This is a genomic window from Loktanella sp. PT4BL (genome assembly GCF_003201935.1).
In the GTDB taxonomy this organism is placed as follows: domain Bacteria; phylum Pseudomonadota; class Alphaproteobacteria; order Rhodobacterales; family Rhodobacteraceae; genus Yoonia.
Map to the genome: position 1 here is coordinate 1 of NZ_QJJL01000015.1, position 26,367 is coordinate 26,367.

Below are 26,367 nucleotides of genomic sequence, written 5' to 3' on the forward strand. Positions count from 1 at the left end.
CTGCTGGCGTTCCAGCGCAAGCGTCCGACCTTGGGCGAGATCTACCGCATCGCGGCCTCGGGCGGGAACAAGCAGAAGGAGTATTTCGCGCGGGGCCACGAGGTCGACAACAGGGCGGCCAAGCTGATCTTCACGCGGCTGGCTTCGACCAACAACGATACGCTGACGTCTTACGTTTCGCTCCTGATGACCTCGGGGCTCGATCAATGGCAGAACCCCGCGATCGATGAGGCGACGGCGGTGTCGGACTTTGATTTCCGCACGATCCGCAAGAAGCCCTTTTCAGTGTATCTCGTGGTCCAGCCGCTGATGGTGAAGCCGCTCGCGCCGCTGATCCGGCTGTTTTTCTCCGACCTGCTCTCCGCCATGCAGGAAAGGGATCCCGGGCCAGACGAGCCGTGGCCCGTGATGATCATGCTCGACGAGTTCAATCGCCTCGGCAAAATGCCCATCGTGGTCGAGAGCATCGAGACCCTGCGCACCTATCGCGGTCACCTGGCCGTGGTCACCCAAACCATTCCCGCCCTCGATGATATCTACGGCGAGAACACCCGCCGCGCCCTGCAGGGCAACGCCGGCGTGAAGCTCTACCTGACACCCTCGGATGAAAAGACCGTCGAAGAGCTCAGCAAGGCTGTCGGCAAGACCACCAAGACCGTCATCACGCGTTCGCAGTCCATCGGTAAGAACCCTTTCGAGGGCCGCAGCCAATCCACGCGGACTGAAGAGAGCTCGTTGTTGCCTGAAGATGAAGCGCGCCGCCTACCGCTCGACGAGGTAGTCATGGTCATCGATGCCCAGATGCCGGTCCGGGCAAAGCGGATCCAGTATTTTGACGACCGGCTGTTCAAGGCGATCCACGCGGCGCAGACAGGGGAGTTGCCGTTTCCAAAGCCCGGGGGAGGTGGGCCGCAGGGGAACCTGCCGCTGAGTGTGCGCGCCATGCCGATGACTCCGCCGTCGGATGGGCCAGGGGGAACAGAAGCCGACGTTGAGGCCGCACGCCAGGCTGCTGATGGCCAATCGTCAGGGCAAACCGATGTCACCCCAAAGAAGACTGCGCCTGTCGTTCAAGCCGTAATCGCCGAGGAACAGCGACAGATGGAAATGGATTTTGGGGGCCAGGTTGCGGATGCCGAGACAGTGGGCGTGGAAGATGAAGCGCAGATGCGTTCTGCAGTCGATGGCTTGAACGACATGGAAGCGATGTTGCGAGAGGATGGAGGTCAAAAGCTAGTTGCTCGATAAAGTGGCAGGCATCGCCTGTCTGTCAGGGAGGGCGGAAACCGGGCCTTAGCTCCGTCTGCAAAGGTACTGTGCCAGAACTGCGAAAGCGGCCATTCAAGCCGTCGCATACCGAAGCCCCTATGCTGCGCTGCGCACCAAAGTCGGCTGTACGCAGGAAGCGGAGTTTGCAAAGCCCTGTCCGTCCTGAGAACAGACATCGAAGTAATGTCTGACCTAAACCCTTTTTTGACTTCCCAACGGTAGTCGAAGCCACCACTGTGTCCTATTCGTCGCGAATTTTGGTTATCCCAACAACCCAGACTTGTATTGAGATACTCCCGGTCCCAAGTTCCGCAAATGACCGACACGGAAAAGCAATTTATTGAACAGGCTGCGCCGGAGTTCTGGTACAGTTATGCGCGTGAACTCGCGGATACCGCCGAAGAGATCTTTAAAAAATCGAAAGACCAGTGGATTGCTTACAGCATCGGTCATGCTGATGGTGGAAGTGAAATTTACGGCCGCCCATTAGTGTCCCGCCCAGTTCTGCTGTTGCATGGCTTGTCCTTTGAAAACTTGATTAAGGGCTTGTTAATCTCAGAAGAACCAAAACTGCTAAATGGCGGAAAACTAGGTAAGCATCTGCTTGGTCACGACCTCGTCAAACTAACCGACCGGCTAAGAACCGTCCAACTAAACAGTGAAGAGCGAAATTTACTCGCAATGCTTTCCGACGTCGTCCCCTACCACGGGCGCTACCCAGTCCCGAAAGCCGCACAAGACCTAAAACCGGAAAGGTACATAAGCGACGATATTCATCAAGCATGCAGGGTGCTTTTTGATCATTTGGAGTTGCAGTTATACCGGCTCAACTACAAGGGCATTGACGCGCCAGAGGGCGTGCGTTTCTCGAGTTTACGACTTATGCATCGTGATGGAGATGCGGACTTCGTTACTGACGAACATAAATTTGAGCATGAAAATCTCAGGACGGACTTCCTGAGCAAAATTAAGGGGTCTGAGAGTTAATATTCTAGCTGAAGGTCGGCTTTTGGGCTGCCGGAAGCTGACCCAAATCTGCTTCGGGCTGGCGGCCGTCATTGACGTGGGCGTCAGTCCACCCAAAGCGCCATAATCAGGCGCTGCACCGCCGGAAGGCAGGGTCAGCCCAGCTTGTACATCTGATCCAGTTTGACATACATGCATTTTTATCCTCGCGTGATGCCTTCCCGCGTTGCTCCACCGTGCGGTGCCTCATCTTCAATGTTGACATTGTCGGCCGTGACACTATTAATCATTTTGCCTTATGACCGGTGCTCCCTGACTTGGCCTCAGTCGCCTCGTTACAGCCCGGTCTTCTAATTTCTGGACATCGCCGCATCAACATTGAAGTATCTTAAGCAGCATAAGTCGATCGATGAATGCATCGACATTATGATGATGAGAGGTATGGACATCCCTGATCGGGTCCATGCCAAGCGCTCCCTACACCGCATCGGATACTACCGGCTCAGCGCGTTTGCCTATCCGTATCGTGACTTCTGCCCGATCCCAACGCCGGACGGCGAGGCGGAGCAGAAGGTTCGATGCGACAAGTTCAAAGAGGGTACGTCCTTCGATCAGGCTATCAACTTCTATCTCTTCGACAAAGCCTTGCGCATCGAGCTTCTGGACGCGATTGAGCGGATCGAGATCGCGGTTAGAACCGCGATGATTGAAGTCCTTGGGGAGCTGGGACCACATGCGCATCGCGACAGACGCTCATACAAGGATAGCTTCAGCGAAAAGGGCGAAGATGGCAACACGCCTCTCGAGCTCTTCATAGCCGGACTGGATCAGCACTTCAGAAGCTCTAAAGAGGACTTCGCGAAGCATTTCGCACTAAAGTACTTTGGTCCTCCACCGATCTGGATCGAGGCTGGAACATGGACCTGGGGCAACCTGACCCATATTATCGCCCACCTGTCCGACAAAAACAAAATGGCAATCGCGGCGCGCATTGACCCGGACCTCCCCATGAAGACATTCGCTTCATGGATCACAGCGCTCAATGACGTCCGCAACAGCTGCGCACATCACGCTCGGACGTGGAACAAGCCCTTGGTTAACAGCCCAGGAGTTCCCCCAAAAACGACATTTGGACAGCTCGACCACCTCCGCCAGCCCAGGATGGGGGACGATGCGCCCACGAAAAAGATTTACAGCGCGATCGTCATCATGATCTTCATGCTGCGGCAGTATTATCCGCGCACCAAGTGGCACATCCGTCTTCGCGACATGATCTTGACCCAAGACCTCCCTTACGAGATCCGCCCACAGACCGCGGGGTTCCCGGAGGGCTGGGAACACGAGGCTATCTGGAACTAACACCCTGACATTCACCCATCAGAAACTGCTGCACGATGTCACGAAAGGCTGGTTCGGGGAAGCTGCATGGCAGCGACGGACTGCCCGGTGAACGGCAGCGCCGAGCCGATCGCTGACGCCGTTACTTTCGCGGCAACCGGTCATTCCCTGCGATCTGCACAGATAACCGCTAAGCAGCACTTTTTAGACCTTGGTTCTATGTGCGCCAAGGTCCGTTTAGGCGAGCTGTTCAAGGAACGGTAGTTTTGGGAACGCATATATTGAATGAAGTGATGAATAGCGAACGTCGATAATTGGTCTGGCGCTCTGGATGCTCTCGAAGCTGTGATCCGTTAGTATTTGACCCTCCACTTGCTGGAAGGATTAGCTATGAGTTTGTCGGGTTCGCATCTGCGCCCACTCTGCGTTCAAACTCTAAGGAAAACTCAATATGAACTTTGTGAAGTTATCCCTTTCAACAGCGCTCGCAGCGGCAGCATTTTCGCTCCCAGCTTTGGCTCAAGATACTGAATTCCAGCTTCCCGAACAGTGCATCACATCTTCCACAATGGGTGAAATGGACCATTCAGCCATGGACCATTCAGCCAAGGGCCATAGTGATGGAATGATGGCGCCTGAGAGCGCTGACCTCAGCGACTCTCCCGAACATGTTCAGGTAAATATGCGAAAGATGATGATTACCATGTCTGCCATGGAGCAAGGTATGATGAATGAAGATCCCGATGTCGCATTCGCTTGTGCCATGATTGCGCATCACCAAGGTGCCATCGACATGGCGCAGGTCCTGCTCGACCATGGCGATGATCCAGAAATGATTAAACTTGCTGAGGAAATCATGGAAGCTCAGGTTGGTGAAATTGAGCTTATGAAAAATTGGCTAACAGCAAACGTGAACTGATTTGAAATGGGCTGCATAGTTGAAAGCTGTGCAGCCCCTTCCAAAACGCACATTTCTGGAAAGGCTCGGCGGTAAACAGTTCTGCGCCGCTACAAACCTCGTTCACAAGCCAAACAGTGTTGAAGGGTTTTGCCTCATTGGTCATAGAAGCCTTTCGTAAGCGCTGCAGCATTGAGTGATAGGGGCTCATTCTTGCCGTTCGCTGCGGACGTCATAAAAGTCCGGTTTGGGCCGTTACTGTTACTCGGGGAAATTCACCCAACTGAGCAGTCTATCATTGGCTCGCTGAGGATCATTTTGTATGGCGGCCTCGGTTAAGTCTCTGATGAGCCATCTAGTTCTCGACATCCAACTGAACATTTCGTCAAGTTGATGCCAAGTCAGAAGGCGCATATCGTCGCCAAGCTGGACTTTGAGGTGCGCTTCTGGGTCATCGATATGAAGCCGCGCAGAGATGCCAATCAATCCGTGACATACGAGATTCCTGATCACGAGAGCTTCCTTCAACATCTTGACCAAGCGATCGCAAAGGTCTGCCCTAAGTGTACTGGTTTGATCCGTTTGTTTGATCGCAAGAGACCACACATCGATCGACCTCGATATGCCATGAACCGATCTGGGAACATTCTCTCCGTGCAGGTTTTCAATTGCTACGTTCAGTGACTTCTCGATCCCCGACCAAAGATACAAGAGTGAGCCGATAGTACCCTTCATCTGGTCGAAGGTGATGGTTTGGTCAGTATCCGGCACTTTGGTCTCAATTCGAGGTCAAATAGGCATTCTTCACAGCCAAGAAGTCATGTGGCCATTCCTTTGTCTACCAGATTGCTGCGCTTACGATAAATGACAGCTTCCGCAAAGCTGCAGCGCAGCGTCTGACGACAAGGCGAGTGTCCGGTTTGGGCCGTCCACGTCGATCGACACTGCGGGCGGGAACCGAAACTTCGCTGCAAGTGTGACAACTTCCTCCGCCGCAAGCGAAAGCGGCCATTCAGATTGTCTCGACATCAACCGTCACGCTGCACCGCTGCAAGTCAGCTTCCAGCTCTCCTTCTTTCGAATCGATCATTCGATATCTGAACGTATTATCTCTGAACTACGACTGACGACGTAGTGCTTTGCTCCGCGCACACGCCTGAAATTTGGAAGAAGTTCCGGCTTACGTGCAGCTGAAAGGAAATGACTTCTGTGTTGCCGAAGGAGTCTTCAGTTTGGCTATAGGCATCTGCGTTTAAGCGGAGCGATCTCCGTACCAACGAAACAGATATTTTGGGCCGACTAGATTGCGATCACGTTGAGTGTTCGTGGTATCCGGCATCTGCAAACCGCCTGACGTTACAGACTTTTGAAGCGCCGCCGACGACGTCCCGAAACGCCAAACCGTCGTGATGCCTATAGCCGAACGAGATTGACTGGGTCGCCAAAACTGTTAACGGTTCGGGATGTCGTCTGCGCTGAGGATCGCTATCGGAACGTTCGGCCGGGTCGCTCTGCTTGATATGGACCGGCCCCTGGTCAAGCATGCCCATGCGCAATGCCACGTGCTGCTGAAGGTAGAGGGTGCCGATACCGAGTTTGACGTGGGCGGGCGGCGCGTGGCGCTGACCGATGAAAGCGCCGTGCTCGTCAACGCCTGGGAACACCACAGCTACGTGCACCGCGCGGGTCAGCCGCCGACGATCATCCTTGCGCTTTACATCGAGCCGAACTGGCTCGGCGCGTTTCGCGGCAACTGGCAGGCAAGCGCGGGACCTGGTTTTTTTCCGCATCCGGGAGGTTCCATAACCCGGCAGATCCGCCGCCAGGTCGGTGAGACCGCCGAGGCGATGGTGCAGGCACCGGGCGACGCCGCAGCACATGAGCGGCTGATCGGGCGGCTGATGGTCTCGATCATCGAGCGGCTGGCGCTTTGGCGCGAGGCGCTGCCGTCGCTCCGGGAACGGACCATGGCAATGCGCGCGCCCGATCGGCGAATCGCGCGGGCCCTGGCCTTGATGCGCGCGGATCCGGCCGGCATTCCCTCGATGGGGTGGCTGGCGCGCGAAAGCGGTGTGTCCCGCGCGCATTTCTTCCGGCTGTTCGAGGCCGAGACCGGCATTTCCCCGCGTGTTTATCTGAACACTCAGCGGGTCGAGCGCGCAGTGGAGGCGGTCGCAAACGACACCCGCAGCTTCTCCGACATCTCCAACGATCTGGGCTTCTCGGTGCCGGCGCATTTCTCACGCTTCTTTCACGACCATGCAGGGTCCTCGCCCAGCATTTTCCGCGATGTCTCGGCGCTTCGCGACAGCGGCTGACGCCTTTTTTGAGACTCCTCGGTAAGGTCTGAGACCTGGCGGTATCGCGGGGTCAGCAGACCTGCGCCTAACGTCCCTTCCCAAGGGCTTGCCCATGCCAAGCCGGGAGGAGACATGAAAGATACGGTTATAGAGCCACTTGTCGGCCGCTCAGTCGCACGCGTCGAGGATCCGGCACTGTTGTCGGGGCGCGGGCGTTACATCGACGACCTGCCGGTGGCACCTGGAACGCTGTCGTTGGCCTTCGTGCGGTCGCCGCATGGCCACGCCGACATCCGGTCGGTCGACACCACGGAGTCGGCCCGCGCGCCTGGCGTCGTCGCCGTCATCACCGGACAGGACGTCGCCGCGCGCTCCCGGTCGATGACCGTGGGCGTGAAGGCCGATGTCGAATGCTGGCCGATGGCGGTGGACCGCGTGCGCTATGTCGGCGAACCAGTGGTCATGGTCGTGGCAACCGACCGATACCTGGCCGAGGATGCCGCCGATCTGGTCGCGGTTGACTATGCCCCTCTCGACGCGGTGATCGATCCCGTCGCGGCGCTCTCGGACGATGCGCCAGTGCTGCATCCCAGCCTCGGCGGCAACCTCATCAACGAACGGCGCTTCCGCTATGGCGATCCCGAGGCGGCGTTCGACGCAGCTCCGCACCGGATTGGCATCGATATCACCTATCCACGCAGCGCCTGCACTCCGATCGAGACCTACGGCGTGATCGCCAGCTACGAACCGGGCGAAGATGCCTATGACGTTGCCGCGAATTTCCAGGGCCCTTTTTCGATCCACGCTGTGGTGGCCCGTTCGCTGAATGTACCGGGCAATCGGTTGCGGTTACGCACACCGCCCGATTCCGGCGGCTCCTTCGGGATCAAGCAGGGCGTGTTTCCCTACATGATCCTCGCGGGCATCGCTGCGCGCATCGCGGGTGCGCCGGTCAAATGGATCGAAGACCGGCTGGAACATCTGTCGGCAAGCGTTTCGGCCACCAATCGTCAGACGCGGATCGAGGCGGCGGTGAAGGCGGACGGACAGATCACCGCGCTCGACTGGGACCAGATCGAGGATTGCGGCGCTCATCTGCGCGCGCCGGAGCCTGCCACGCTATACCGGATGCACGGCAACATGACCGGTGCCTACGACATCCCGAACATGGCGATCCGCAATCGCGTTGTGCTGACCAATAAGACCCCGACGGGCCTCAATCGCGGCTTCGGCGGCCCGCAGATCTATTTCGCGCTAGAGCGTTTAATGGATACCATCGCGCGACATCTCGGGCTGGACCGGCTCGAGGTCATCCGCCGCAATCTCATCCCCGCCGCGGCCTTTCCCTACCGTACGGCCAGCGGTGCCCTTTATGACTCGGGCGACTACGCCACGGCGCTGGACCGCGCGGTCGCGGAAGGCGGTCTGGCCGACCTTTACGCCCGCCGCGACAAGGCCCGCGCTGAAGGCCGCCACTACGGCATCGGATTTGCCTGCGTGGTTGAACCCTCCGTGTCGAACATGGGCTACATCACCACTGTCCTGACCCCTGAAGAGCGCGCCAAGGCAGGGCCCAAGAACGGTGCGCAGGCGACGGCGACCATCGCAATCGACCCGCTCGGCTCAGTCACGGTCAAGGTCGCCTCGGTCCCTCAGGGCCAGGGGCATCGGACCGTGCTGGCGCAGGTGGTGGCCGACAGATTGGGACTACCTATGGCGGCGGTGCGGGTTCTGGCTGATGTAGACACGATGCGCGATGCCTGGTCCATCGCCTCGGGCAACTATGCATCGCGCTTTGCCCCGGCGGTCGCTGGTGCGACCGAAATCGCAGCAACGCGTCTGCGCGACAAGCTGGCCAAAGTCGCGGCCGTGCAGTTAAACATTCCGCCCGAGGATGTGTCCTTCGCGGCGGGCCGCATTGCAGCAAAGGGGAATTCCGACAACAGCCTGTCCTTCGCGCGGACGGCCGCAATGGCGCACTGGTCGCCGGGCACCCTGCCGGACGGCGTGGATCAGACGCTGCGCGAGACGGTCTTCTGGAGTCCGCCCGAACTGGAGGCCCCGACCGCCGAGGACGGGATCAATTCCTCGCTCTGTCACGGCTTCATCTTCGACTTCTGCGGCATCGAAATCGACCCCGAGACCGCAGAACCCAAGATAGACCGCTACGTCACCATGCACGATTGCGGGCGTATCCTGCATCCCGCGATGGTCGACGGACAGGTGCGCGGCGGCTTTGCCCAGGCGGTTGGGGCGGCGTTCCTTGAGGAATATGCGTATGGTACGGACGGATCGTTCCAGTCCGGCACGCTGGCCGACTACCTCTTGCCCACGGTGATGGAGGTGCCCGAACCGGTCATCCTGCATCATGAAACGCCGTCTCCCTTTACGCCGCTCGGGGCCAAGGGTGTGGGCGAAGGCAATTGCATGTCGACGCCCGTCTGCATCGCTAATGCCGTGGCCGACGCGCTGGCCCCCGAAGGCAATGCGCCTGATATCGTCCTGCCAGTGACCGGAGCCAAGCTCGCGCCGCATATATTCGGCGACGAGCCAGGCGCGAAAGACCCGGTGCCCGAGATGAAAGCCAAGGCCACGTCAGGCGGGCGCAAGCTCACGGGCGAAGGCCGCACCGTGGTGCAGGCAAGCCGCACCGATGTCTGGCAGATGCTTCTAGATCCCGCGACGCTCGATGCGATCATTCCTGGCTCGCACGGCGTGCAGAAGGTCGGCGAGACGCGCTTCAACGCAGATGTTACGTTGGGCGTCGGACCGGTCCGGGGCCGCTACAAGGCCGATATCGAATTGTCGGACCTCGACCCGCCCAACGCCGTGACCCTGTCAGGCCGAGCCGTCGGCGCGCTTGGCACCGGTGGCGGACATGGACGCATCACCCTGACCGACACCGACGCCGGCACCGAGATCGCCTATTGCTACGAAGCCGAGATCAGCGGCAAGGTCGCATCGGTCGGCGGACGGCTTCTGGACGGCGCGGCGAAGGTTGTGATCGGCGAGTTCTTCCGCGCGCTGGCCCGCCATTGCGGTGGCGGCGCAAGCAGCGGACCTTTCGCGCGGCTCACGGGCCTTTTCCACCGCATCACGAAAGGAGGTCGGTCATGAAGCCCGCCCCGTTTGACTATGTCGCCGCCACAGAGATGGGCGAAGCGCTGCAAGCGCTGCACGAGGGTGGCACCGAGGCCCGGGTCATCGCTGGCGGCCAATCTCTGGTGCCCATGCTGAACATGCGCCTCGCGCGCCCTGCCACACTCGTCGACATCACCCGCATCCCGGAGCTGTCGCGGATAGAGGCCAAGGGGGATCATGTCACCATCGGGGCCGCCGTGCGACAGAGCACGCTTGAACGTTGGCCGGATCTGGCGGATCGCCTGCCGCTGGTGCGCGCCGCGCTGCCATGGGTCGGACACACGCAACTGCGCAATCGCGGCACGGTTTGCGGCTCTGTCGCCCATGCCGATCCCAGCGCCGAGCTTCCGCTTTGCCTGATCGCGCTCGGTGGCACCGTGACCATGCGCCGTCGCCGCACGACGCGGTCCGTTGCGGCGCGCGATTTCTTCCATGGCATGATGTCCACCGACCTCGCCCCCGGCGAGATGATCGTCTCGGTGTCGTTCCCGGCCCGCAAGCCGGGCACCGGATATGCCTTCCGCGAAGTGGCCCGCCGCCATGGTGATTTCGCCATCGTCGCCTGCGCCGCCATCGCCCGATCCGACGGCACCGCCACGCTGAGCGTGGGCGGCGTCGCCGACATGCCCCGCACGCTCGATCTACCCGCAGATGCGCAGGGTCTCGATGAGCGGTTGAACGAGTTCGCCTGGCATCTGCAGGCCCGCGACGACCTGCACGCGACGGCCCGCTACCGCCGCGATCTGGTCCGGCAACTCGGCCGCGCAACCCTGAAGGAGGCTTTGTCATGCCGCGACTAACCCAAGACGACACGCACCCGGTTCGCTTCACTCTGAATGGACGTCCAGTTTCGGCCCGGGTGACCCCGCGCACGCTTCTTACGGATGTCTTGCGCCACGAGATCGGCGCGACCGGCACCCATGTTGGTTGTGAACATGGTGTCTGCGGGGCCTGCACATTGCAGGTTGACGCAGAGCCCGCGCGCGCGTGCCTGATGCTCGCCCATCAGGCTGAGGGCTGCGACATCCGAACGGTCGAGGGACTGGCGAAAGAAAATGCGCTGACCCCATTGCAGGAGGCCTTCCGCGAGCATTTTGCGCTGCAATGCGGCTTCTGCACCGCGGGCATCCTTATGACGCTCGACGCGCTGTTTTCGCGCCAACCGGACGCTGATGAAGACGCGATCCGCGAGGCGCTCTCGGGCCATCTGTGCCGCTGCACGGGTTACGCGCCCATCGTTCAGGCGGCACTGGCCGCCCGCAACCGCATCAAGGGAGGACCAATCGATGCTTGACCTCGGAACCAGCTTTCTCGCGTCCGTGGAACGCGACCCCGACGCGATGGCCATCGCCGAAGGGGACCAGACAATCACTTATATCGACTGGTATCGCCGGATCAGTGCGTTGGTGGATGGGCTTGGCCAGATCGGCCTGCGCAAGGGCGACACGCTCGTCACGGCAATGCAGAACCGGTGGGAGAATGCTTCGCTGCATTGGGCCTGCCAGCTTGCCGGAATCGTGATAACGCCCGTGAACTGGCGCGTCACCGCCGATGAGCTGGACCACTCGCTGCGCGACAGCTCGACCCGCGTGCTGGTGCATGACAATGCCGCTTCCGATGCGGTAGCCGGATCGGTGCTGGCGCACGGCCTGAAAGTCATACCGCTGGGCGGCGATCAGGGCCTCGCGGCGCTGCTGGCGGGCCACGCGCCCGACGCGGTGCCACAAGCGGGAGCCGAAGATCTGTCGGTGATGCTCTACACATCCGGCACGACCTCGAAGCCCAAGGGCGTGCCGCGTCGCCACCGGGCCGAGCGCGCCGCCGCCGTCGCCCATGTGGCGCAGAACATGTATCACCACGGCGAGCGGACGCTGGGCGTCATGCCGCTTTATCACACGATGGGCATCCGGTCGCTCCTGTCGGCCAGCGTGATCGGCGGTGCCTTCATCTGTCTGCCGCGCTTTGACGTGCCGGGCGCTCTGGACGCCATCGAGACGCATCGGGTTACCAACCTTTATCTGGTGCCGACGCTCTATCATGACATTTTCCACCACGCCGCGTTCACGCCGGACCGGGTCGCAAGCGTGCGCAAGCTGGGCTTTGCCGGCGCGTCGATGACCGATGGCCTGTTGCAGAAACTGGCGGAGGCCTTTCAGCCCGATCTTTTCGTGAACCATTACGGCTCATCCGAGATCTACACCTTCTCCATCTGCCAGGACGCTGCGGCCAAGCCTGGATCGGCGGGCCGCGCGGCGATCAACCAGCGCCTGCGCGTGGTGCCGCTCGGCGCGGAAGATGCCAGCGAGATCTGCGCGCCGGGCGAGGAAGGTGAAATCGTTGCCTCCATGCAGGGCGACGAGGCCTTCGAGGGTTACTGGAACCGCCCCGAGGCGGACCGCAAGGCGATCCGCGACGGCTGGTATTTCACCGGCGATTGCGGGCATTTCGACAAGGACGGCGATCTGTTCGTCACAGGCCGCGCCGACGACATGATCATCTCCGGAGGCGAGAACGTCTCGCCCGTCGAGGTGGAAAGCTGCCTCTCGCTGCACCCCGCCGTGGCCGAGGTCGCGGTGGTCGGCCTGCCGGATGCGCGCTGGGGCAAGGTCGTGACCGCCTTCGTCAAGCGCGCCGGCGATGTCACCGAAGACGATCTCGACGCCCATTGTCGCAGCTCGGACCTTTCCAATTTCCGCCGTCCGCGCCGCTACGTCTTCGTTCGCGAAATCCCGAAATCCCCGGTCGGAAAGCTCCTCCGCCGTCTGCTCGTTGCGGGCGAATACGAGGCCGAACCGGCCGAGACCACCACCGCGTAAGTCCAGAGAAAGACACCCAGATGAAAGATACTCCTATGACCGAGACAATGACCTTTACCGATCCGCGCCTCTCCGAGCTCGACGGCTTCCACGTGCAGCTCGATGCGAGCAATGAACGCGCCGACATCATCCTAGCGCGACCGCCCTACAACGTGATCTCGATGGGAGCCCGCGATCAGCTCCGCCTCGTCTTCGAGGCCCTCGATGCCGATGACCGCGTGCGCATCATCGTGATCTCGGGCGAGGGCGAGCACTTCTCGTCGGGCGGGAATATCAAGGGCTTCCTTGAGGCAAGCCCCGAGCATGTCTCGCATCTGGCTTGGAACATTGCCGCGCCTGCGCGCTGCTCCAAGCCGGTGATCGCGGCCAATCGTGGCTACACGTTCGGCGTCGGCTTTGAGCTGTCGCTGGCCTGCGATTTCCGCCTCGTGTCCGAGACCTGTCGCTACGCGCTGCCCGAACAGAAACTGGGCCAGATCCCCGGCTCGGGCGGTTCTGCCCGGCTGCAAAAAATCGTCGGCGTCACCCGCACCAAGGACATCGTCATGCGATCCAAGCGCATACCGGGTCAACAAGCACTCGACTGGGGTATCGCCACCGAATGCGTGCCCGACGGCGATCTCGAACAGGCGGTGACCGACCTGGTCACCGAGTTGCGTGAATTTTCACCCATGGCGCAGCGCACCGCGAAGAAGCTGCTGAACGACACCGATGACGCGCTTCTCAGCACCGCGATCGAGATGGAAGGGCTGAACTACAGTCGCCTGCGTCAATCGGAGGATTTCCGCGAGGGCGTCGAGGCCTTCCACGACAAGCGCAAGCCCGCATTCACCGGCCGCTAAGACGGCCAAGATACCACATTCAAGGGAGGAGACCCAAATGGAACAGACAGAACAATCGAACTGGATCGAGAAGGGACCGGGCTTCGGCGCTGGCCTGTCGGGCCTGCGCGAGGCGCTTGGCATCAAGACCGCGAGCGCGGGACTGGTCGCGGCGATCTTCGGATGCTCGGGCCCGGCGCTGATCGTGATCGGGGCGGCCAATAATGGCGGGCTGACCGAGGGGCAGACAGTAGCCTGGCTGCTGGCGATCTATGGCCTTGGCGGGCTGATCAGCTTGATCATGGCACTTTACTACAAGCTGCCGGTAACCGGGGCCTATTCGATCCCGGGCGCAGCGCTGGTCGCGGGCGCGCTTGGCACGTTTCCCTTCGAACAGGCGGTCGGAGCGTTCCTGATGGCGGGCGCAATGGTGTTCGTCCTCGGCATCACCGGGCTCATTGGAAAGGTGATGCGCTGGCTGCCGATGCCCATCGTCATGGCAATGATCGCAGGCGCGCTCATCCGCTTCGGCATTGGGGCGGTCACCTCGATCGAAAAGCTGCCCATCGTGGTCGGGGCCGCGACCATCGCCTTCTTCCTGTCGATGCGGTTCCTGCGCGCGGTTCCGCCGGTGCTGACGGCACTGGTCGTCGGCCTTGTGGCCGTGACCCTGACCGGGGGCTTTCAGGGCGGCGAGGCGGCGATCAGCTTTGTCGCGCCGGAGTTTACCGCACCCGTGTTCACCGTCGACGCCTTCCTGGCCATTGCCGTGCCGCTGGCCGTGCTGGTCATCGGGGCCGAGAACGCTCAGGCCATCGGGGTCCTCTACGCCGAGGGTTACCGCCCGCCGATCAACGCGATGACTGTGATCTCGGGCATCGGCGGCATGCTGGCGGGACTGATCGGCGGCCATAACGCTAACATCGCGGGGCCCATGACTGCGATCTGTTCGTCTGATCAGGCCGGCGAGAACCCCGAGGGTCGCTATGCGGCTACAGTCCTGAACGGCGTGCTATTCGCGGCCTTCGGGGTCTTCGCCGGGGTCGCGGTGCCGTTGATTATGGCGCTGCCAGGACCGCTGATCGGGGCCGTTGCGGGTCTGGCGATGATTACCGTCCTTCTGAGCGCGTTCCAGTCCGCCTTCGATCGCAATGCGGGCCACCAGATCGGTGCCTTTGTCGCGCTGATCGTCGCGATGTCGAACGTATCGTTCCTCAGCATCAGCGCGCCCTTCTGGGCCCTAGTCGCAGGTGCCGCAGTGTCGATGCTGAATGAACGGGGGGGCAGAGCCAAGCCTGTGGCCACCCCGGCGTCCTGAAGAACGGTACCAAGTTGAAAGAGCGACCAAATGGGGGGGCAGCCAGAGCACTGCACCCCCACCCACGAATGTTTATTTGTCGCCGCCGCGATCCTGTCGAACTGGCGAGACGGCGATAGACATTAGATTTCGAACATTGCGTTGACGTTCCGACATCATCGCATAGTGGCCTATGTCGCCTGTCGCCTGTCGCCTGTCGCCTGTCGCCATTCGTTGTCTTCCGTTTCCCGAACATGATCTCGAACCGATTCAGATTCGGCGGCTGAGAGTTCTTCATAAAATTAGTTCAAGAGTGTCGAGGAACTTTGCCGTCGTGCTTTCCGCGTTCCAAGGCTGAGTTGCAATTCTCCCAAAGTCTCTTGATGATTTTTGCATGTTCAAAGAACGACCGTTTTCCACTCTCTGTTCCTGACTACTTTCGCACCCGCAGCGCGAATCGAGCAGTCGTGGCAAAAGGCAGAAAGGTCCAGACTGTATGAATCAGCTTCTCGCAGATTTTGCAGTTGCAGCGAATGGCCGGTCTAGTGAAGCTGCTATGCGGCGCTCCACACTGTCGCTACGGTCCGCATTGGGCCGGAAGCACTCCTTAAAGTGTGAATGCCGAACGGCGGCAAAGTCCGCAAAGCGGACACAAACCCCCTGACAGAACCTATGCGCCAAAAACGGTCGTTTTTGTCCAAACACTCCACCTTTCCCAAGATCAACGGCTTAGCCAGGACAAAACCCTCCGGCAAAAACTTTGCGGTTTTGGCAGGTTTTTGTCGCTGTCGCCTCACCGCCTACCGAGGCGACTCAGCCTCGAAAGCTGCGCCAGCATTCGGGCTCCTGTGCCGGTCGCGTTGCCGGGAGGAGCTGCCGTTGGCCCTCCCGCAGAATTGGGTCGACTTGGCAACGCTTGCACACCAAAGAATTGTCGTGCGCGCAGAGCTGCGTATTCCGCGCCAGTCGCACCTCCGATGGCGTATCGGTTGTAGACTTGCTGGCTGCCTGCGAGCCCTCGGGCAAAGGCATAGCTACCGCCGAATCCAGCTGAGAGCGCTGGCATCATGATGTTTCCAGAAATGGCTCGAACAAGGAAGGGCGTTGCTATGATGAACCCCTTTGCCATCAGCACCATCATGAAGAATGGAATGAGCGCGCCGATGTTGGAGGCCCCTTCCGGGTCGCCCAGCTCAGCAAGAAGCGCACGCGAAACACCCGTGATCGTCGCGAACACGCCAGCAACGACGATGGGGTACATCGCAAAGGAAATCAGCGCCGAAAGCCAGCGCGCGAAATAATCCTTGGTCACTTCAAAGAGGGTCAGGAAGATCATGATCGGCGCAATCCCGATCAGAAGAGCGATCATGAGCCGAGACGCAACGACAATGAATGCCGCCAAACCACCGAGGATCGAGAGCAGCAGAACGCCAAGGGTGTCCAACAGGGCACCGGCCATCCAGTTCAATTCAGACCCCGCGGCATTCAGATAATCGCCGAGCGCTGCAATCAGGTCGTCGAACTCCTCAGCAAAGGTACCGGACGGACCGGGTGATCCGCCGCCGACAGACGCCACAAGCGATCCTGCAATGCTGTCGATTCCATTCAAGATCGCTGCAGCAAGGATGTTGAACTGGACCCAGTTTGTCGCGAAGACACCTATCAACCCCACTTTCACGGCGAGCCAAAAGGCCGTGCGCCCGTCCATCGCCCGATATTGGTAGATCGTGTTGATGAAAACCAGGATGACAACGAGTGTCGTGCCGAGTACGAGCGTCGTTCCGACTGTTGCGGCAACCGCGCCAAATTGCGTCTCGGCAGCGGTATTGAGATATCCTTCAGCCGTTTCCACGAAGTAGGTGACGACGCTCATGGAACCCTACCAGTTTCCAGCGACTTGGCAGATTGGCATGGCTTCGCGCCGAAGCTCATTTGCCTGCCGTCGGTAATCTGAAGTCGCTTCCACGATGTCCCAGTATTCAGATGCGGCGAAATGCTCGACGAAGACGCCTTCGGCTGCCTCCCAAGAAGGATACCGCGTTGGACATTCACAGCTTTGGGCTTCAACGATGCGTTGCATGCTTTGTGCCCGGTAGATTTGTTGGATCAGCAGCCGTTTGTGGGACTCGCGTGCATCGATGTCTTTCATCCACTGTGGCTCTGGAGGCTGGTCGGGACAAACATCTGGCTCGTTGTCGAGCGTTGGGATCAGGTTCCGTTCAGCGACGCCAGCGGTTGCGACAAGAACGACGAGCAGGCTTCCGATTGCAACGGCTCGCATCATTCTGATGCCGCCTTCGTACCAGCAGTCTCGCGCTTCAAGAAAGTGGTGTAGCCGTAGTCGCCGGCTTCGGCGGTGATAACCTCCCACCCTTCCGCGCCGCGCTCATTCAAAGCACGTCGCACCTCGTCGTAGTCCTTTTGCTTCTTCACCGGAAAGAACAGGATGTCATATTCAAACGTCTTCATTGGGAAATTCCAATCTCAGTTGCGCCGGGGAGGTAGAATTCGGTGATGCCGCGTTTGCCGTCATGGCGACCGGCCTGGATGATTACGTCGATGGAGTTCTCGATGTACTGGATCATGTCGGCATAGGTCATCGGGATCTCGGTCTTGAGGGCCGCGATCGCGAGGCGTTGTACGGCCAGTTGCGGGGTTTCGGCATGGAGCGTGGTCATGGAGCCGCCATGGCCGGTGTTGATGGCTTCCAGAAAGGTCATGGCCTCCTTGCCGCGCACCTCGCCGAGGATGATCCGGTCGGGGCGCATGCGCAGCGTCGCAGTGAGAAGCACATCGGCGGTCTGGAATTCTGCGTCGCGATTGGCGATGAGGGTCACGGCATTTGGCTGGGTCGGCAGAAGCTCGGCCGCTTCCTCTATGGTGACGATGCGTTCCTCGGCCGGTACGTGAGAGAGGATCTTGCGCGCGGCTACGGTTTTGCCGGTGGAGGTGCCGCCCGAGACAATCATGTTGAGTTTGTTCTCGACGCAGAAGGCGAGCGCATCATCGATCAAACCCGCTGCCACCACGGCGCGCAAGGCGCGCTTCTTTTCCACGCGCAGGTCTTCGAGCTTGCGTTCTTTGCCATAGAGAAAGTCGAGCGCAATGCCCTCGAGTGGCAGGCTTGAGAAGAACCGCAGGCTGATCGACATGGCCGAGAGCACGGCGGGCGGGGTGATGACCTGTGCCCGGATCGGGCGCCCCTTATAGGTGATCGAGACCGAGACGATGGGGCGGTCCTTGCTCATCGTGGTATTGGCCGAGGAGGCGATCTGGTTGCCGAGGTCCCTGACCTGAACGCCCGTCAGCCTTTGATCCAGCGCGCGCATGAAGTGATCGCCCTGGAATTCGCCCCAACAGGTGCCGTCTGGGTTGATGCAGATCTCGATGACATCGTCGTGGGCGGCGGCGTCGATCCGGTCGAGCGAGGTTTCGAGATAGCTCAGCGACATGGGCTCAGAATATCTCCAGATCGCGGTCGACCATCACCGTGACGCGCGCGCCCTGGTCGACATAGATGACGGGGCCGATGGAGAGATAGTCGCCAATCACGCTGTCCGTGGCATCCGCTAGATCATCGCCCACGTCTTCGAGCACGTCCGCGGCTGTTTCGTCCTGGACATTTGCGGCGGCGGCGCTTGGTGCGGCGGAGATCAGTGAAATCAGCGCTGCCGAGCCAAAGCGCTCATCAAAGCGCGTATCGACAAAGCCGGTCACACCTGAGCGACCCAACTCATCACCCCCGAAGGAGCTGATTTGGACGGTCTGATTATCGGGCAGGATGATCCGGTCCCATGCGATGGTGACGCGGCGCTGCGCGATATCAACGCCCGAACGATACCGCCCGATGAGGCGGGATCCACGCGGGATCAAGAGCCGAGAACCGTCGAAACTGAACACATCTTCGGAGACCACGGCACGGGTCTGGCCGGGCAGGGAGCTGTCGAGGGCGGTTTCCATGACGGCCTGGATCATCGTGCCCTGGATGATCGTGTTGGAGGGATTGGCGATGACCTCGGCTTGCGTCACGGACGTGGGCAGCGCGCCGTTCAACACGAAATCCGTAACCTCGCCAAAAGTCCGTTCGGTCAGCGCCGTCTCATTTGCGCCCGAGGTGCCGCCAAAAGCGATGGTGGGTGAGGTGATGCGGCGCTCCTGGAAGGCGCGTTCCTCGGCCGCGCGGCGTTCAAGTTCCGCGAGTCGCCGTGCTTCCTCCTCGCGGCGGAGCCGTTCTTCTTCCCGCGCGCGCAACTCGTCCTCGGTGGGCCCGATGGGTGCGGGGAGCGGGCGGTTGGCCTCGAGTTGGGCCAGTTCCAGATCCATGCGGAGTTGCTCAAGGCTGCGATCCCGCGCCGTCAGTTCGTCCTGGAATCGTTGCTGTGCGGCTTCCGAGGCGGCTTGGAGCGCAGCGATCTGAGCGGTCAGCGCGTCGATCGCCTCTGCGGCGGCGGTGTCTTCCTCGACGACCGGCTCGGGGGCGTTGCGCAATTCCTCGATCTGAGCCTGCAGCGCGGTGATCTGCGCCAAAAGCTCAGCATTGGGCTCGACCGGATCGGGTGCGACGAACACAACCTCGGGCTCGGGCGGGGGCAAGGTCTCGATGGCGCCGAACCCGTCGCCTTCGTTCTGGAACACGTCCGGCGTGGCCGTGGGAAGGGCTTCCTCTTCCTCGGGTTGGGACATGAGATAGAGCAACGCACCGCCCGCGCCGATCACGAGGACGACGACCAAAGCGAGCAGCGGTGAGCGCCGTGGGGCAGGGGGCGAACCAGCGCCCTTGCCTTGTTCGAGAGCAGCGAGGCGTTTCTCGAGGTCTGCGTTTCCAGTATCGCTCATGAGCCTACCCCCGCAGGTGGTGTGGCCTCGATGCAGACCACCTCCTCTCCGATCCGCAGCACCCATTGTCGGTTGACGCCTGAAACCCGGATCACGCCGTCCTCGGTGGCTTGCGTGTTGACCGTGCGCTCACGGCCATTGGCGTAGCGGAAGATCGCAGGCACCGGCGCGTTCCGCGGAAATTCGAAATACGTAAACGTCCCGTCATCCCAGACACGGGTAGGGGTGAACTCGGTCCGCGCGCTGGCACCGTAATTATAGTTCGGCGCTTGGGTCGCGATGGCACGTGTGGGCCGCGTATTGTCTTCGGGGTAGCGGAACTGGACCACGTAAAAGGTCGGACTGCGGGTCTCCTGGACGTTGAAGTAATAACTGCGCCTGTTCGTGTAGACGGTCACATTGGTATGCACCCCGCGCGCCACCGGCTTGATCGCGAAGGCCTGACCGCCGGGTACGCCGTCGATCTCGAAGCCTTCCGTGTCGCCCGCAATGATCGAGCGGATGCTCTCGCCTTCCCCGAACTCGACCGTGGTCACATGGGTGAGCGACACGCTGAGACGGTAGACCTGACCCTCCTGGTAGGTGGCCAAGCGCACTCGGCTGTCGTTGGGACCGCCACGCGGGATGGTTTCGGCAGAGGCGAGGCCGGGCAACAGGGCAATGACAAAAATAAGCGATCTCATATACAACAACGTCAGTTCTCCAATCTGTCGGAGCGGATGGAATATTCGCGCACGGTGAAGCCGAAGGGGTTGGTCCAGACCTCGTCGATGGAGCGGCGGGTCTCCGGGCGGAACTCGAAGAGAAGCGTCGCAGTGAAGAGGCCGGTCTGGGTGCCGTTAATGGACGTCAGGCGCTTGCGCAGGCGGACCGTCGCGCGGTTGGTTCCGATCCGGTTGATGCTGAGGATTTCCACGTCGAGCCTGGCGTTGGGGCCATAGACGGTCGGCGGGTAATTCTCGTTGGCGCTGTTCCAGATCTGGCGCAACCCGCTCTCGGCAGCTCCGTCCGAGCGGCGCAGGACGCTGCGGATGCGCAGGTCGTTGTCGAGCTGGTTATAGACCTCGCGGTCGGTCACGTAGCGGAAGACCTCCGCCTCGATGATCGCCTGGTTGGCTGTGACAGACGTCGCGCCCACCGAAGCCTCGGGCAGGGCAAAGCCGGTGGCGGGATCATAGGGCACGACCACAGGCGGCGGATCGACATCGAGGATCGCGACAGCCGCCGCGCTCAGGCATCCGAGAATGCCGAAGATGAGCCCGATGAGCCCAAGGCGCTGCCAGAGGCGTTCACGGCGCAGAGCACCATAGACCAGCTCTTCTTCGATGATTTCCTGTTCACTCGCCACGCGTCATGCCTCAAATCAGTCTGCGCGCAGGTCCGGCAGCGTAAAGTCCATGAAGCGCTGCTCTTCGGCGATGGTGGCGGCATCGATCACGCCGCCTGTGCCATCGCCCACGGTCTGCACCGCTTCGAGCTGCCACATGGCGACCAGCGCGATGGCCAGTTCCGCCGTGACGCGGGTGTTGAGATCGACGCTTTCCTTCAGCTCATCCATGTCGTCGATGAGCCCGACAAGGCGGTCGACCCGCTCGAGCGACTGGCCAGCATCTTCATAGCTGTTCTGGGCGGCGGCTGAGACGAGTGCGCCGGTTGTTGCCTGCGTGGCCACACGGTTGGCCCCGGGATTGCCGCTGGTGGCCATTTCCGAGAGCGTGTCTTCATCGAAGCCGAGATCGGCCAGCACCCGGTCCATCTGGGTTTCGATTTCGCCTGCGCCGGAGCCCGAGAGGCCCGAGAAATCCCCAGTCTTGATCGCCTCAATCGTGGCGATGATATCGCCGAACTCCTGGTCGAGCAGGCCGTTCAGCTCGTCCTCCATCTCGGTGCGGATAATCTCGGGAAGTTCGGCAAGGCGGGTGAGCGCTTCATAGGTTCTTTGCAGCTCCGCGAGTTGATCCGTGAGTGTGGCAAGCTGTTCGCGGAGCTGCGTCAGCTGCTCGTTTTGCAGAATCTCGTCCTCGATCATCTGCCGCAGCTGCTGGATGTTTTGCGCGATGTTCTGGGTGTCGACGACAGGCACGCCTTGCGCGAGGGCAGGGGATAGAGCGCCAAGATGCAGACCGATCCCAAGTGTCGTGGCCAAGGCCGTCCTCACGAGCAAATGTCTCATCATTCAATCTCCCTGATCGTAAAATCCATGAACGCGCCTTCGGCCATGCGGGCGCTGGCCTGGGCCAGCTCTTCGGCGGAGAGCACGCGGGTGCGGGCGGCCTGAAGCCGGATGCGGGCGGCCACGAGACGCACGAGTTCGGCGCGGGCATAAGTGTTGAGCGCAACGCTCTCCTGCACATCCTCGGTCTCGGAAATCCGTTCGACGATATCCGCAATACGCAGGGCGGCTTGCCTGATCGCGGCGGGTGAGTTGTTGCCATAGAAGGCCGCGCCGTGCCCAGTGAGCGAGAGGTTGGCATTGGCGAGAAGCGCCGGATCGATCGTGCCAAGTGCGTCGATCCCGCCGATACGGCTCAGATAGAGATTGTAGCGCTCCGGGATAACCTGGACGTAATGTTGGGTCTCGCGGAAGGGTGGCACGCCGCCATACTCGAAAACCCGGCCGGGTCCGGCATTATAGGCCGCAAGGGCGTTGATGATGTTGCCATCGAATGTGTTGAGCTGGGTCGCGAGATAGCGCGCGCCGCCATGCACCTGCAGGTAAGGGCTGTCATAGTATTCCGGGTTTATGCCCAGATCGCTGGCCGTGCCCGGCATGATCTGGGTGAGGCCATAGGCGCCGACGGGAGACCGTGCCCCAATCGTAAACCGGCTTTCCTGCCAGATGAGGGCCTGTAGAAGCGCTCGCCACTGGACGGGCGAGAGGCCTGCGCGGCCAACACCCGCAAAGCCGCTGGTCTCCTGAGCCACGCGGATAATGAGCTGCTCGATGTTTTCCGCCGCATCCCCGAACATCTGCGCACCGCCGGGATTGGGGTCGATGTCGGCATTGCCATAGACCGCCTCGACTGACCGGGCCGGATCCCCGCTGCCGCTTTCCAGCCCCGAGACCATAGCCGGCAAGCCCTGACCGCCGAAGCTGGTCTGGGCATCGAGGATGCGTTGCAGGGTTTCCAGCTGCTCCCGTTCGATCTCGGCAATGAGTTCGCGCACGGCAAGCTTGTCGGCCTGAAGGGCCAAGTCAGCCTCGCGATCGCCAGTCTCGACGATGTCACGCGCGGTCAGCCCACTGTCATTGGTCGGCACGCCTTGAGACAAAGCGAGACCGGGCAGCAGGCAAAGGGCCAGGATATGAGGCAGGCTAGACTTCAATGTCGCCCTCCGGGGTGCCAAGGGGCGTGAAGTCACAATCAGGCGCGACGGTTGCCGTGGACGCGAGGAAGGTGAAGCAATTGGCCTGCGGTTCCTGGTACTGGGCACAGGAGGCCAACGCACCGAGCGCGGCAACGAACATCAAAATACGGGTCATGAAAGCCTCCAGAAATCAGGGCGGTCGCGGTAATCGGCGCCGACAAGCGCTTCGCCCTTTTCCATGCCGCCAAGGATGGTGAGATTGGGTCCAAGCGCGCTCAGATCGGCATCGACGACGATCGAGCCCTGATCGTCGCGGATCAGCGCCAAGCGGCTGTTGCTGCCCGTGTTGAGAAGGACATCGAGCTCCTTCTCCGTGAGGTTCAGCATGGCGTAGTCCGCTGGCTGCGCGCGGATATTGGGGAGCAGGATCTGCGTCGGCACCGCCTCGATGATGGTCTTGCCGGTCCGGGTGCGCTCGAGCTGGCTTGCGTATTGCGTCATCATCACCGCGACCGTGTTCTGTTTGCGCGCTGTCACCAGCCAGTTCGACAGCCGCTCGGCGAAATACGCGTTATCGAGGGCCTTCCAGGCCTCGTCGATCACGATGATGGTGGGGCGGCGGTCCTCGATTTCGCGCTCGACCCGGCGGAAGAGATAGGACAGGACCGCCATCCGTTCCTTGTCGGCCTCGCTGTCGAGAATGCCGGTCAGATCGAAGCCCACCACATCGCCCTTGAGCGAGAACGTGTCCTCGAGGCTCTGCCCGAAGATCCAGCCATAGCGGCCGTCCTCGGTCCATTCGAGCAGGCGCTGGTGCAGATCGCCGCCATCGTCGGTGGACACAAAAAGCGATGCGAAATCCCGCCAGTTCCGCAGGGCCGGGTTTGTGGCCTGCGCGTTCTGGCGCACGACTTCCTGGATGCGATTGGTCTGGGCAGGAGTGAGCGGCTTGTCGGCGCGGTAGAGCAGGGTGGCAAGCCAGTCCGAGAGCCAGGCGGTGCCGCGCGCATCGGTCTCGGTCCAGAGCGGGTTGAGGCCCGTGGGCTGACCGGCGTTCAGGGACGCGTAGCGCCCGCCATTGGCGCGGACCGCCATCTCCATACCAAGACGGTAATCGAAGACGAAGATCCGCGCGCCTGCGCGACGGGCTTGCGTCATCAGAAAGGCGGACAGCACCGATTTGCCCGACCCGGGCCGACCCATGATCAGGGTATGGCCGCTGGTCGGTTCTTTGTCGGGCGATCCCTGCTCGTGATAGGAAAACCGGTAGGCGCTCTGCTCCGGCGTGGGCAAATAAGTGACGACCCGGCCCCAAGGGGTAAGTGCTGCGGGTTTGCCAAGCTGTGTCCGGTGGAAGGCCGCGAAATCTGCGAAGTTGCGGTTGGTGACGGCGCTGGCACGCACGCGCTTGGGCTGGTTGCCGGGATGCTGGCTGAGGTAATGGGCCTTTGCGGCGACCCGCTCACCAATCATCTTCACGCCTTCGGCCGCGGCGGCGTTCACGATTTCGGCGCTGAGCGTCTGCAGTTCTTCGAGCGTGTCGCAGAAGAGTGTGACGACCATATGATGCTCGCCAAAGCTCTGGCGCTTGGCCTCGAGATCATCGGCGGCGATGTCGAGGGCTTCCAGGAGCGAGAGGGCTGCGTCCTGGCTCGCCTGCATCTGGCGCTTTTGCCGCTTGATGCGGCCCGCCATGAGGTTCGAATTGATCGGCGTGAAGGAATGGGTGACGATCATGTCGACCGGCAGGTTCAGCATGTCGAACATGGTGCAGGAGGTGCCTTCCGAGTATTCTCCGATGGTGAAGCTCTTGCCGTAGCGGTGGCCCACGACGCCCTCGGAAAGCTCGAAATGGTCGCCTTGAAACGTCACGCGGGTATTGGCGACGTTGAAGGACAGAAAGCCGTAGGTGTTGGCCGGGTAGAGCGGCAGCTCGGTGCCCGTGTTGAGCGCGCCCAGAAACCCCACCAATTCCCCCGATGCGGCTGACAGCAGGCGCGGCTTGAGCTCGGTAAGCCCCGAGAGGAAGACGTTCACGGCCTCGCCGAGGCGCTGCAGGCGTTTGCGGGTCTCCTCTTTCAGTCGGTCCGGCGCGCTGCGGCCGAGGTGCGGCAGGAGGCTTTTCGGAGGCGGGCGGTGAATGACGGTGAGCGTCAGTGTTTTGTCGCGGAGCCCGCTGGTCTCGAGTTTCGCGCGCCAGCGCCGGTCTACCTCGCCCGCGAAGCTGTCCTCACGGATGGGGTCGAGATCAGGTTTGATGGCCTTGGAGACCTTGTGGACGTAGTAGCTGAATTCCGGCCCGAGCTGCGCGACGATGCGGGCAAAAAGTGCCGTCACCTTGTCGAGATAGGCATCGTCGGTCGTGTAGCTGTTGATCCCCTCGAGCCGGATGCAGCGGAAGAGTTCGTTCACCCGGGTCCGCACGGTCTGGTCGTCAACGAGGCTCACATAGGGCAGCATATGCGCAAGCCGGGTCTCGCGCGCATACCAGTCTGGCGTCATTGTGCGGGCATCGAGCGCAGCATCACGGGCGTCATCACGGGGCATAGCTGTCCCCGCCATGGATGGACCTGTTGCGTGTGGGCGGTGTCTCCTGCAGGGCTGTCATCATCACGTCGATGAAACGCGGGTCCCAATCCGCGGCCTTCCACAGCACCGGATAGAGCAGGGCGGCGACACCCAGCACCGCGATGTGCTGGACCCAGACGAACAAGAGCACGGAGCCGAAGAGCCAGACCATCGCATACATGATGGGCAGGCCCAGAAGCTTCGGCGGGCGCACGAGGCCGAGAAAGAGAGGCGCGCGCTCAACCACCGGCAAAGACCGCAGCAACGATCGTCGGGGCAGCCGCGACACCAGCGATGCCGACAAGCACCCAAAGCGCCTGGCGCAGATCGATGATGTTGAAGAACCAGCTTAAGAAAACGCCGAGGACCGCGAGTGTGGCTATGACCACACCAAGCGGGCCGGTCAGCGCATCGACGATGCCCTGCAACAAGCTCTGGATCGGGGAGAGATCAATGCTCTGGGCGAGGGCGGGTTCGGCAATCAGCAGGAATAGCGCCAGTGAGGCGACAAAGAGGTTTGAAATCTGTTTCACGAATTTGATCCTTCCAATCGGGCCACGACAGCCATGACGCGGGCCACGTGGTTCTGGGTTTCTCGGTAGGGGGGAACGCCGCCATACTGGCGGACCGCATCGGGCCCCGCGTTGTAGGCCGCCAGCGCCAGATGCGGATCGCCGAAGGTTTCCAGCATCATCGCGAGGTAGCGGGCGGACCCGTCGAGGTTCTGCAGCGGATCACGCGGGTCGACGCCCAGATCACGCGCAGTTGCTGGCATCAATTGACCAAGGCCAATGGCACCCGCACTTGA

26 protein-coding genes are annotated in these 26,367 nt (G+C 61.2%); 11 read left to right on the top strand and 15 right to left on the bottom strand.

The features are described 5' to 3' along the window. The 4 genes from C7964_RS18800 to C7964_RS18815 form a co-directional block, all read left to right on the top strand. Positions 1–1,248: type IV secretory system conjugative DNA transfer family protein (locus C7964_RS18800; protein WP_181417250.1), on the top strand; the 1,248-nt coding region annotated here is incomplete at its 5' end. Between the two features lie 336 nt (positions 1,249–1,584). Next, positions 1,585–2,256, top strand: coding sequence for a hypothetical protein (locus C7964_RS18805; RefSeq protein ID WP_110281106.1), 672 nt, complete (start codon positions 1,585–1,587; stop codon positions 2,254–2,256). A gap of 420 nt (positions 2,257–2,676) precedes the next feature. Beyond that, the gene (locus C7964_RS18810; RefSeq protein WP_181417251.1) at positions 2,677–3,594 is read left to right on the top strand and encodes an Abi family protein; all 918 of its coding nucleotides are present in this window, start codon (positions 2,677–2,679) and stop codon (positions 3,592–3,594) included. Between the two features lie 430 nt (positions 3,595–4,024). Beyond that, positions 4,025–4,492, top strand: coding sequence for a DUF305 domain-containing protein (locus C7964_RS18815; RefSeq protein ID WP_110281108.1), 468 nt, complete (start codon positions 4,025–4,027; stop codon positions 4,490–4,492). A gap of 240 nt (positions 4,493–4,732) precedes the next feature. On the opposite strand, the gene C7964_RS18820 is transcribed toward C7964_RS18815, so the two are convergent. After that, positions 4,733–5,242 (bottom strand): hypothetical protein, encoded by a 510-nt coding sequence (locus C7964_RS18820; protein WP_110281109.1) that lies wholly within the window; start codon positions 5,240–5,242, stop codon positions 4,733–4,735. A gap of 692 nt (positions 5,243–5,934) precedes the next feature. On the opposite strand from C7964_RS18820, the gene C7964_RS18825 reads away from it, so the two are divergent. From C7964_RS18825 to C7964_RS18855, 7 genes are all read left to right on the top strand, one after another. After that, positions 5,935–6,789 (top strand): helix-turn-helix transcriptional regulator, encoded by an 855-nt coding sequence (locus C7964_RS18825; RefSeq protein WP_110281110.1) that lies wholly within the window; start codon positions 5,935–5,937, stop codon positions 6,787–6,789. A gap of 114 nt (positions 6,790–6,903) precedes the next feature. Continuing rightward, entirely contained in the window at positions 6,904–9,888 is a 2,985-nt protein-coding gene (locus C7964_RS18830) for a xanthine dehydrogenase family protein molybdopterin-binding subunit (protein WP_110281111.1), read from the top strand. Further along, a complete protein-coding gene (locus tag C7964_RS18835; RefSeq protein ID WP_110281112.1) occupies positions 9,885–10,712 on the top strand; it encodes an FAD binding domain-containing protein in 828 nt (275 codons plus the stop codon). The genes C7964_RS18830 and C7964_RS18835 overlap by 4 nt, the downstream gene beginning before the upstream one ends. After that, a complete protein-coding gene (locus C7964_RS18840) occupies positions 10,700–11,206 on the top strand; it encodes a (2Fe-2S)-binding protein (RefSeq protein WP_110281113.1) in 507 nt (168 codons plus the stop codon). The genes C7964_RS18835 and C7964_RS18840 overlap by 13 nt, the downstream gene beginning before the upstream one ends. Beyond that, the gene (locus C7964_RS18845; RefSeq protein ID WP_110281114.1) at positions 11,199–12,728 is read left to right on the top strand and encodes an AMP-binding protein; all 1,530 of its coding nucleotides are present in this window, start codon (positions 11,199–11,201) and stop codon (positions 12,726–12,728) included. Before C7964_RS18840 ends, C7964_RS18845 begins: the two co-directional genes overlap by 8 nt. A gap of 35 nt (positions 12,729–12,763) precedes the next feature. Further along, positions 12,764–13,570 carry an enoyl-CoA hydratase/isomerase family protein gene (locus tag C7964_RS18850; protein ID WP_110281115.1) on the top strand — a complete coding sequence of 269 codons (807 nt, stop codon included), beginning with the start codon at positions 12,764–12,766 and terminating at the stop codon, positions 13,568–13,570. A 37-nt stretch (positions 13,571–13,607) separates the two neighbouring features. Next, on the top strand, positions 13,608–14,867 hold the full coding sequence (locus C7964_RS18855; protein ID WP_110281116.1) for a benzoate/H(+) symporter BenE family transporter: 1,260 nt from the start codon (positions 13,608–13,610) through the stop codon (positions 14,865–14,867). A gap of 772 nt (positions 14,868–15,639) precedes the next feature. On the opposite strand, the gene C7964_RS18860 is transcribed toward C7964_RS18855, so the two are convergent. The 14 genes from C7964_RS18860 to C7964_RS18920 form a co-directional block, all read right to left on the bottom strand. Beyond that, a complete protein-coding gene (locus C7964_RS18860; protein WP_110281117.1) occupies positions 15,640–16,719 on the bottom strand; it encodes a TrbL/VirB6 family protein in 1,080 nt (359 codons plus the stop codon). Positions 16,720–16,725: 6 nt separating this feature from the next. After that, entirely contained in the window at positions 16,726–17,130 is a 405-nt protein-coding gene (locus tag C7964_RS18865) for a hypothetical protein (protein WP_110281118.1), read from the bottom strand. Then, complete coding sequence (locus C7964_RS18870; RefSeq protein WP_110281119.1) at positions 17,127–17,315, bottom strand: hypothetical protein; 189 nt, start codon at positions 17,313–17,315, stop codon at positions 17,127–17,129. The genes C7964_RS18865 and C7964_RS18870 overlap by 4 nt, the downstream gene beginning before the upstream one ends. Then, a complete protein-coding gene (locus C7964_RS18875; RefSeq protein ID WP_110281120.1) occupies positions 17,312–18,298 on the bottom strand; it encodes an ATPase, T2SS/T4P/T4SS family in 987 nt (328 codons plus the stop codon). The genes C7964_RS18870 and C7964_RS18875 overlap by 4 nt, the downstream gene beginning before the upstream one ends. Positions 18,299–18,302: 4 nt before the next feature. After that, on the bottom strand, positions 18,303–19,682 hold the full coding sequence (locus C7964_RS18880) for a TraB/TrbI/VirB10 family type IV secretion system protein (RefSeq protein WP_110281121.1): 1,380 nt from the start codon (positions 19,680–19,682) through the stop codon (positions 18,303–18,305). Then, a complete protein-coding gene (locus C7964_RS18885; RefSeq protein ID WP_181417252.1) occupies positions 19,679–20,365 on the bottom strand; it encodes a TrbG/VirB9 family P-type conjugative transfer protein in 687 nt (228 codons plus the stop codon). Before C7964_RS18885 ends, C7964_RS18880 begins: the two co-directional genes overlap by 4 nt. A gap of 11 nt (positions 20,366–20,376) precedes the next feature. Continuing rightward, the gene (locus C7964_RS18890) at positions 20,377–21,030 is read right to left on the bottom strand and encodes a VirB8 family type IV secretion system protein (RefSeq protein ID WP_043755065.1); all 654 of its coding nucleotides are present in this window, start codon (positions 21,028–21,030) and stop codon (positions 20,377–20,379) included. A gap of 15 nt (positions 21,031–21,045) precedes the next feature. Beyond that, positions 21,046–21,855: a type IV secretion system protein gene (locus tag C7964_RS18895; protein ID WP_110281125.1), complete on the bottom strand. Its 810-nt coding sequence runs from the start codon at positions 21,853–21,855 to the stop codon at positions 21,046–21,048. Beyond that, the gene (locus C7964_RS18900; RefSeq protein ID WP_181417253.1) at positions 21,855–23,009 is read right to left on the bottom strand and encodes a lytic transglycosylase domain-containing protein; all 1,155 of its coding nucleotides are present in this window, start codon (positions 23,007–23,009) and stop codon (positions 21,855–21,857) included. Before C7964_RS18900 ends, C7964_RS18895 begins: the two co-directional genes overlap by 1 nt. Then, entirely contained in the window at positions 22,999–23,166 is a 168-nt protein-coding gene (locus C7964_RS20075) for a hypothetical protein (protein WP_181417254.1), read from the bottom strand. Before C7964_RS20075 ends, C7964_RS18900 begins: the two co-directional genes overlap by 11 nt. Further along, complete coding sequence (locus tag C7964_RS18905) at positions 23,163–25,538, bottom strand: VirB4 family type IV secretion/conjugal transfer ATPase (RefSeq protein ID WP_110281124.1); 2,376 nt, start codon at positions 25,536–25,538, stop codon at positions 23,163–23,165. The genes C7964_RS20075 and C7964_RS18905 overlap by 4 nt, the downstream gene beginning before the upstream one ends. Next, on the bottom strand, positions 25,528–25,806 hold the full coding sequence (locus C7964_RS18910; RefSeq protein WP_067294445.1) for a VirB3 family type IV secretion system protein: 279 nt from the start codon (positions 25,804–25,806) through the stop codon (positions 25,528–25,530). The genes C7964_RS18905 and C7964_RS18910 overlap by 11 nt, the downstream gene beginning before the upstream one ends. Beyond that, a complete protein-coding gene (locus tag C7964_RS18915) occupies positions 25,799–26,092 on the bottom strand; it encodes a TrbC/VirB2 family protein (RefSeq protein ID WP_009503803.1) in 294 nt (97 codons plus the stop codon). Before C7964_RS18915 ends, C7964_RS18910 begins: the two co-directional genes overlap by 8 nt. Beyond that, a partial coding sequence (locus tag C7964_RS18920; protein ID WP_146214897.1) for a lytic transglycosylase domain-containing protein occupies positions 26,089–26,367 on the bottom strand: 279 nt, incomplete at its 5' end. The genes C7964_RS18920 and C7964_RS18915, both read right to left, overlap by 4 nt.